This window comes from Methylocystis borbori (assembly GCF_036576025.1).
In the GTDB taxonomy this organism is placed as follows: Bacteria; Pseudomonadota; Alphaproteobacteria; order Rhizobiales; family Beijerinckiaceae; genus Methylocystis; species Methylocystis borbori.
The window spans coordinates 20,743-27,188 of sequence record NZ_JAZHYN010000044.1 but is presented as its reverse complement, the minus strand read 5'-3'; the positions used below and the strand labels follow the sequence as shown (position 1 = coordinate 27,188).

Here is a 6,446-nt window from a genome sequence, read left to right as displayed (position 1 = left end):
TTTCGCAGGCGCGGCCGCCGGAGGCGCCCGCCAGGGATTGCCAGGGCGCGCTCGACGCCTGGGCGGCGCAGGAGCGCATCGCCTTTCCCAAGGGGAGCGCGACGATCTCCCGCGCCGTGGCGCTGTCGCTCGACAAGGCCGCCGCGACCCTTAAGCGCTGTCGGCAAAACGCGGCGATCGAGGTTCTCGGCTATGTGTACGGCGTCGTCGGCAAGGCCGAGAACGCGGCGCTGGCGCAACGGCGCGCGGCGGCGGCGGCGCTTTATCTGAAAAGGGCAGGCGTGAGCGGCGTTTCTCTCCTCGCGACCGGCCGCGTCCTCGCCCCGCCAGCCGAGAAAGGCGCGGGAAAGGGCGCGATCGAGTTCAAGCTTCGCTGAGCGATCATAGTCCCGCGGCCGCGGCCGCCGCCGGCCTTCGCCCCAATCTCGACGAGATTTCGTAGGCATATCGGCCTCTTCGCGAGATCGGGACTGCAGGCGGAATGAGGGGTTTGGGCAAGGCGCATGGCGAAGCCTCGGGGCGCGGGTTCACATCCGCGGCGGCGCTCGCCTTCGTTTTCTCGCTGTCCGCCCATGCCGAGCCTAACGCCGCCGAGACGCCGGACGTTTCCGCGCGACAGTTGGAGCTGCGCGGCGTCGAGGACAAGATCGGCGTCACGCAGGAACGCGCCCGCAAGCTCGAAGAACAGCTCATCGATCACGCCGCGGCGCGTGAGCGTCTGAACGGCGCGCTCCTCGAAGCGACGCAACGACTTCAAGAGACGGAGACGCGCGCCGCCGACATCGAGGAGCGGCTCGCTACGCTCACCGAGAAGCAGGAGAAGGCGCTCCGCTCGCTCGAAAGCCGCCGCGCGCTCATCGTCGAAATCCTGACTGTCCTGCAGCGCATGGGCCGGCGCCCGCCGCCTGCGCTGCTCGCGCGGCCCGAGGATATTCTCGAAGCGGTGCGCGCCTCGCTTGCGCTGGGGGCCGTGCTGCCGCAAATGCGCGGCGAAGCGCGCCAGCTCCAGGCCGATCTTTCCGAATTGATGCGCCTGCGCGACGGCGTGCGGCATGAGCAGGAGCGGCTGGCCGAGCAAAAGATCAATCTTGGCGTGCAGCGCCAACGCCTGGCGCCCATGATCGCGGCGCGCCAGGAAGCTTTGGCGCAAGCGCAACGCGCGCTTCAGGCCGAGAACGAGCGCGCGCAAAGGCTCGCGCAGCAGGCGACGAGCCTGAAGGACCTCATCTCGCGCATGGAGGCGGAAAACGCCGCGGCGCGGCGCGCGGCCGAGGCGGCGCGCAAGGCCGAGGAAGAACGCGCGGCGGCGCAGGCTAAGCTTACTGAGGAAGAGCGGCGCAAGGCGCTCGCCGCGCCCTTCAAGGATGCGGCGCGGCTCGCGCCCGCCGTCGCTTTCGTCGATCTCAAGGGCCATCTGCCGGCGCCGGCGGCCGGCCCCATCGTGCGCCGCTTCGGCGCGCCCGACGGTTTCGGCGGCAAGGAAAAGGGCCTGTCGATCGCCGCGCGCGAAAACGGCGTCGTTGTCGCCCCATGCGACGGTTGGGTCGCTTTTTCCGGTCCTTACAGGAGTTACGGACAACTCTTGATCATTAACGCCGGCGGCGGCTATTATGTGGTCCTGGCCGGTATGAGTCGCACGAGCGTAAACGTCGGACAATTTGTCCTCGCAGGCGAGCCTGTGGCCAGCATGGGAGACGGCGCCGCGCAAACGGCGGCGACCATCGCGATCGGCGCGAAACAACCCATTTTATATGTTGAGTTCCGCAAGGACGGAGCGTCAATCGACTCAAGCCCATGGTGGGCGAAGTCAGACAGTCGGAAGGTCGGCGGATGATTCGCAGAACAGCCCTTATCGCTACCGGAATCGCTATCGGCGCCGGATGCGCCACGCTCGGCCAGCAAGCGCGCGCCCTCATCGGCGCGCCGGCGCTCGCGGCTTCCGCGGACACCTACAAATATTTGAGCCTTTTCGGCGACGTGTTCGACAAGGTGCGCGCCGACTATGTCGAAAAGCCCGACGAGCAGAAACTCGTCGAGAACGCCATCAACGGCATGCTCACCTCGCTCGATCCGCATTCGAGCTATCTTGACGCCAAGGGCTTCAAGGATATGCGGACCCAGACCGAGGGCAAGTTCGGCGGGCTCGGCATAGAGGTCACGCAGGAAGACGGGCTCGTCAAGGTCGTCACGCCGATCGACGACACGCCGGCCTCGCGCGCGGGCGTCATGTCCGGCGACCTCATCGGCGCCATCGACGACGAGGCGGTTCAGGGCCTCACGCTCAATCAGGCCGTCGACAAAATGCGCGGCGCGATCAACACGCCGGTGAAGCTCACCATCTTCCGCGGAAAGAACAAGGACAAGGTCGAACTCAAGCTGACGCGCGCCGAGATCCACATCAAGTCGGTGCGGGCGCGCAAGCAGGAAGACGACATCTCCTATATCCGCATCTCGCAGTTCAACGAGGAGACGGCGGAAGGCCTGCGCAACGCGATGGCCAAGGCGCAGCAGGAAATCCCCGCCGACAAGTTCAAGGGCTATATCCTCGATCTGCGCAACAATCCGGGCGGCCTGCTCGATCAGTCGATCCAGGTTGTCAACGCCTTCATTGACAAGGGCGAGATCGTGTCGACGCGCGGCCGCAACGCCGACGAGACGCAGCGCTACAACGCGCGCATCGGCGATCTCTCGAAAGGCAAGCCGGTCGTGGTGCTGATCAATGGCGGCTCGGCCTCAGCCTCCGAGATCGTCGCCGGCGCGCTGCAGGACCATAAGCGCGCGACGCTGATCGGCACGCGCTCCTTCGGCAAGGGATCGGTGCAGACCATCATTCCGCTCGGCGGCGCCAGCGGCGCGCTGCGGCTCACCACGGCGCGTTACTACACGCCGTCGGGCCGCTCGATTCAGGCCAAGGGCATCGATCCCGACATGATCATCCTGCAGGACGTGCCGGACGAGCTCAAGGGCAAGGACGACACCAAGGGCGAGGCGTCGCTGCGAGGCCATCTCAAGAACGGCGACGACGAGAAGTCGGGCTCGCAGGCCTATGTGCCGCCGGACGAGAAGAAGGACAAGCAGCTGATCGCCGCGATCGAGCTGCTGCACGGCAAGTCCAAGGCGCAGATCCTCGCCGAGCAGAATAAGGAAATCGCCAAGGACGTCAGCAAGCCGGCGGCCAAAGCGGCGAATTGACGGCGACGGCGGTCGGGCTTAGTTAGAGCGCCTTCATGACTTTCATGAAGGCGCTCTTTTCTTGAACGAACTTATGTGTCTCAGCCGAACCGGCGTCTGCTTCGGCGGATGACCTATTGGTCGGCGGGAGTGTCCGGCTGGCGATGAGCTTTCTGTCCACTTACGCGAATCCGACGCGCTTCCTGCGTTTTGCGGATCGGGCGTCGCCCTGGCTCGCTGGCGCGACGGCGCTTCTCCTGGCGGTCGGCCTCTATGGCGCTTTCGCCGCGCCGCCCGACTATCAGCAGGGCGAGACGTCGCGGATCATGTATATCCATGTGCCGTCCGCCTGGCTGGCGATTTTCGCCTATGTCGTGATGACGTCGGCCTCGCTCGGCGTGCTGGTGTGGCGCCATCCGTTGGCCGACGCCGCGCAGAAGACGGCCGCGACGCTCGGCGCCGCCTTCACCTTCATCTGCCTCGTCACCGGATCGCTCTGGGGCAAGCCGATGTGGGGGACCTTTTGGGTGTGGGATGCGCGCCTCACCTCCATGCTCGTGCTGTTCCTGCTCTATCTCGGCCTCATCGCCGTGCGCCAGACAATGGACGATACGCCGCGCGGCGCGCGCATCGCGGCGATCATGACGCTCGTCGGCTTCATCGACATTCCGATCATCAAATATTCCGTCGACTGGTGGAATACGCTGCATCAGCCGGCCTCGGTGTTTCGCATCGACGGGCCGTCGATCTCCGGCTCCATGCTCTGGCCGCTCATCGTGATGGCGCTCGCCGCAACGCTTCTCTTCGTCACGCTGCATGTGATGGCGATCCGCAACGAAATCCTGCGGCGGCGGCTCGCGCGCCTCTCGATGCAGGCGGTGCGCGCGGGCGAGAGCGCCGCCTCCGAAAGTCTGGAGGCCGCGCGGTGAACGACTATTGGGCCTATGTCGGCGCCGCCTATGGCGTCGCGATCCTGACCATCGGCGCCCTGACGGCGCGCATCCTTCTCGACTATCGCCGGCTGCGCGCGGCGCTCGCGCGCTTCGGGGCGGCGGGCGCGCGCGACGAAGGAGAAGCCTCGTGAGCGACGCCGCGACGCCGCGCTCGCCCTTGCGCTTCCTGCCGCTCGCGCTTTTCGCCCTGCTCGCGGCGCTGTTTCTCGTCCGGCTCTTTTCGGGCGACGCCTCGCGCATTCCTTCCGCGCTTATCGGCAAGCCCGCGCCGGCTTTCGATCTGCCGCCGCTCGCCGGACTGAAGGACGTTCCCGGGCTCTCGACCGAGGATTTGCGCAAGGGCCATGTGAGCCTCGTGAATGTCTTCGCGAGCTGGTGCGGCCCCTGCCGGCAGGAGCATCCCGTGCTGATGGCGATCGCGCGCGACGGCGCGCTGAAGGAGAAGGGCGTCGAACTTTACGGCCTCTCCTATAAGGACGAGGCGAAGAACGCCCTCGAATTTCTCGAGGAGGGCGGCAATCCTTTCGCGCGGATCGGCGTTGATCCCGGGGGCCGCACGGCGATCGACTTCGGCGTTTATGGCGTGCCGGAGACTTTCGTCGTCAGGGGCGACGGCGTGATCCTCTATAAGCATGTCGGCCCGCTGACGCCTTCGGCGGTCGCGACGACGCTCCTGCCGGAAATCGAAAAGGCGCAGGCAGGAAGTTCGCCGAGTAAAGATTGACGCCGCGGTCTGTCAAGCTTGCGTGGTTGTCATTCCCGACGCGCGAAGCGCGATCGGGAATCCAGGGCAATAAGCACGACTCTTGTTGCGATCTGGATTCCCGGTCAGGTCTTCGACCTGCCGGGAATGACAACGCCGGAGGGAGCCGCTTGATCCGACTCCAAATGAACCGCTCGCATCGCGACGAAGTCGACGTTTTTTACGGCGCTTTCAGGAAAAGCCCGACCGTCAGCGCCGCGCCGATTCCGATGATGAAGAATCGCAGCAGCCTTTCGTCGATATGATGGATGAGGCGCGCGCCAAAGACGCCGCCGATCGTCGCGCCGACTGCCGTGATAAGCGCCTGGCGCCAATGCAGTTCCGGCGAGAAGACGAAAATGGCGACGGCGGAGGCGTTCATCACGCCGGCCAGCACATTCTTGGTGGCGCTTGCGACGCGCACGCTTTGCCCCGCCATGGTCAGCGCCGCGACCATCAGAAAGCCGATGCCGCCGCCGAAATAGCCGCCATAGATCGAGATCAGGAATTGCGCGAGGCCGGCGCTTGGCGCGCTCAGATGCGCCCCGGTTTTGCTCGGCTTTCTGAAAAAGCTTCCCCAGGCGAAGATCGCCGTGGCGAAAAGCACGAGCCAGGGCACGAGACGCGCGAAAATCCCCGGCGGCGTGCCGAGCAGTACAGCCGCGCCGACGGCGCCGCCGATGACGCTGATGACGAAAAGCGCGCGGAGCGAGAGCCCGTTGGCGCCGTCCGCGAATCTGCGGCCGGTCCAGCCGGTCGCGACCTGCGCGGGAAACAGCGCCGCGCAGGAGGTGATGTTGGCGGCGAGCGCGTCCATGCCGGTGAACATCAGCGTCGGCAGGAGCAGGAAGGAGCCGCCGCCGGCAAGCGCGTTTTGCGCGCCCGCCCAGACCGCGACGGCGAACAGCAGAAGGGTGGCCATGCGCGGCTATGTCAGGTCGCGCGGCTCAAGGCAAGCGCGTGGACTCCATCATCAGTCCGGCGGCGAGAAGCCGCACCAGCGTTTCGAGCTGCGCCGCAAGCAGGGCTGGAGGCGTATCGGCGATCTTTTCCTCGAGCCCGAGCGCGACGACGCCATGCACGGCGGAAAACAGCGTGCGCGCCAATGCGGCGCGGATCATCTCGTCCTTGCCCGGCAGCAGCGACGCAAGCGGCGCGTCGAGCCGGTTGAAGAGCCGATTGCGCGCATCGGCGTACCATTGCGGGACCGGCGTTCCGCGCGGCAGGCGGTGCTCGAAGAGCGCGCGCCAGCTCGGCTCTTCCGTCCTCGCGAAATTCAAATAGGCGCGGGCGAGGGCTTCGAGCGCCTGCGTGGCGTCGGCGTCGATGAGCGCCGCGTCGAGCGCGCGCTCGAGCCGCGCCAATGTGCGGGCGTTGACCCGCAGGATGAGTTCGTCGAGATCGTCGAAAGCGGTGTAGATCGCCCCGAGCGCGCAGCCGGCGGCGGTCGCGAGATCGCGCGCTTTGAGCCCCGCGAGGCCATGCGCGGCGATGGTATGCTCGGCGATATCGATCAGCCGGTCGCGCAATTGCGCGCGGCGCTCCGTCCCGGCCTCGGTCCTTGTGTCGCTCAAGCGTTT

The 6,446-nt window shown here is 66.4% G+C and carries 8 protein-coding genes; 6 read left to right on the top strand and 2 right to left on the bottom strand.

What is annotated here, in order from left to right; genetic code table 11:
- From V3H18_RS13255 to V3H18_RS13230, 6 genes are all read left to right on the top strand, one after another.
- Window positions 1-377, top strand: a 377-nt coding sequence (locus V3H18_RS13255) for an OmpA family protein (protein WP_332082544.1), incomplete at its 5' end; no start/stop codon positions are given.
- A 104-nt stretch (window positions 378-481) separates the two neighbouring features.
- Window positions 482-1,834: a murein hydrolase activator EnvC family protein gene (locus V3H18_RS13250; RefSeq protein ID WP_332082543.1), complete on the top strand. Its 1,353-nt coding sequence runs from the start codon at window positions 482-484 to the stop codon at window positions 1,832-1,834.
- Window positions 1,831-3,192: a S41 family peptidase gene (locus V3H18_RS13245; protein ID WP_332082542.1), complete on the top strand. Its 1,362-nt coding sequence runs from the start codon at window positions 1,831-1,833 to the stop codon at window positions 3,190-3,192. The genes V3H18_RS13250 and V3H18_RS13245 overlap by 4 nt, the downstream gene beginning before the upstream one ends.
- Window positions 3,193-3,335: 143 nt before the next feature.
- Window positions 3,336-4,100: a heme ABC transporter permease gene (locus tag V3H18_RS13240; RefSeq protein WP_332082541.1), complete on the top strand. Its 765-nt coding sequence runs from the start codon at window positions 3,336-3,338 to the stop codon at window positions 4,098-4,100.
- Window positions 4,097-4,255, top strand: a complete 159-nt coding sequence (gene ccmD / locus V3H18_RS13235) for a heme exporter protein CcmD (RefSeq protein ID WP_332082540.1) — start codon at window positions 4,097-4,099, stop codon at window positions 4,253-4,255. The genes V3H18_RS13240 and ccmD overlap by 4 nt, the downstream gene beginning before the upstream one ends.
- A complete protein-coding gene (locus V3H18_RS13230) occupies window positions 4,252-4,848 on the top strand; it encodes a DsbE family thiol:disulfide interchange protein (RefSeq protein WP_332082539.1) in 597 nt (198 codons plus the stop codon). The genes ccmD and V3H18_RS13230 overlap by 4 nt, the downstream gene beginning before the upstream one ends.
- Window positions 4,849-5,047: 199 nt before the next feature.
- Here V3H18_RS13230 and V3H18_RS13225 read toward each other — a convergent pair whose 3' ends face one another.
- The gene (locus V3H18_RS13225; RefSeq protein WP_332082538.1) at window positions 5,048-5,788 is read right to left on the bottom strand and encodes a sulfite exporter TauE/SafE family protein; all 741 of its coding nucleotides are present in this window, start codon (window positions 5,786-5,788) and stop codon (window positions 5,048-5,050) included.
- A gap of 25 nt (window positions 5,789-5,813) precedes the next feature.
- The gene (locus tag V3H18_RS13220) at window positions 5,814-6,440 is read right to left on the bottom strand and encodes a TetR/AcrR family transcriptional regulator (RefSeq protein WP_332082537.1); all 627 of its coding nucleotides are present in this window, start codon (window positions 6,438-6,440) and stop codon (window positions 5,814-5,816) included.
- Window positions 6,441-6,446: the final 6 nt, after the last annotated feature.

Bases quoted from the DNA above. Each gene is read 5' to 3' on its own strand.
- V3H18_RS13250 (WP_332082543.1), top strand. From the start codon at position 482: ATGAGGGGTTTGGGCAAGGCGCATGGCGAAGCCTCGGGGCGCGGGTTC.
- V3H18_RS13245 (WP_332082542.1), top strand. From the start codon at position 1,831: ATGATTCGCAGAACAGCCCTTATCGCTACCGGAATCGCTATCGGCGCC.
- V3H18_RS13240 (WP_332082541.1), top strand. From the start codon at position 3,336: ATGAGCTTTCTGTCCACTTACGCGAATCCGACGCGCTTCCTGCGTTTT.
- V3H18_RS13225 (WP_332082538.1), bottom strand. From the start codon at position 5,788: ATGGCCACCCTTCTGCTGTTCGCCGTCGCGGTCTGGGCGGGCGCGCAA.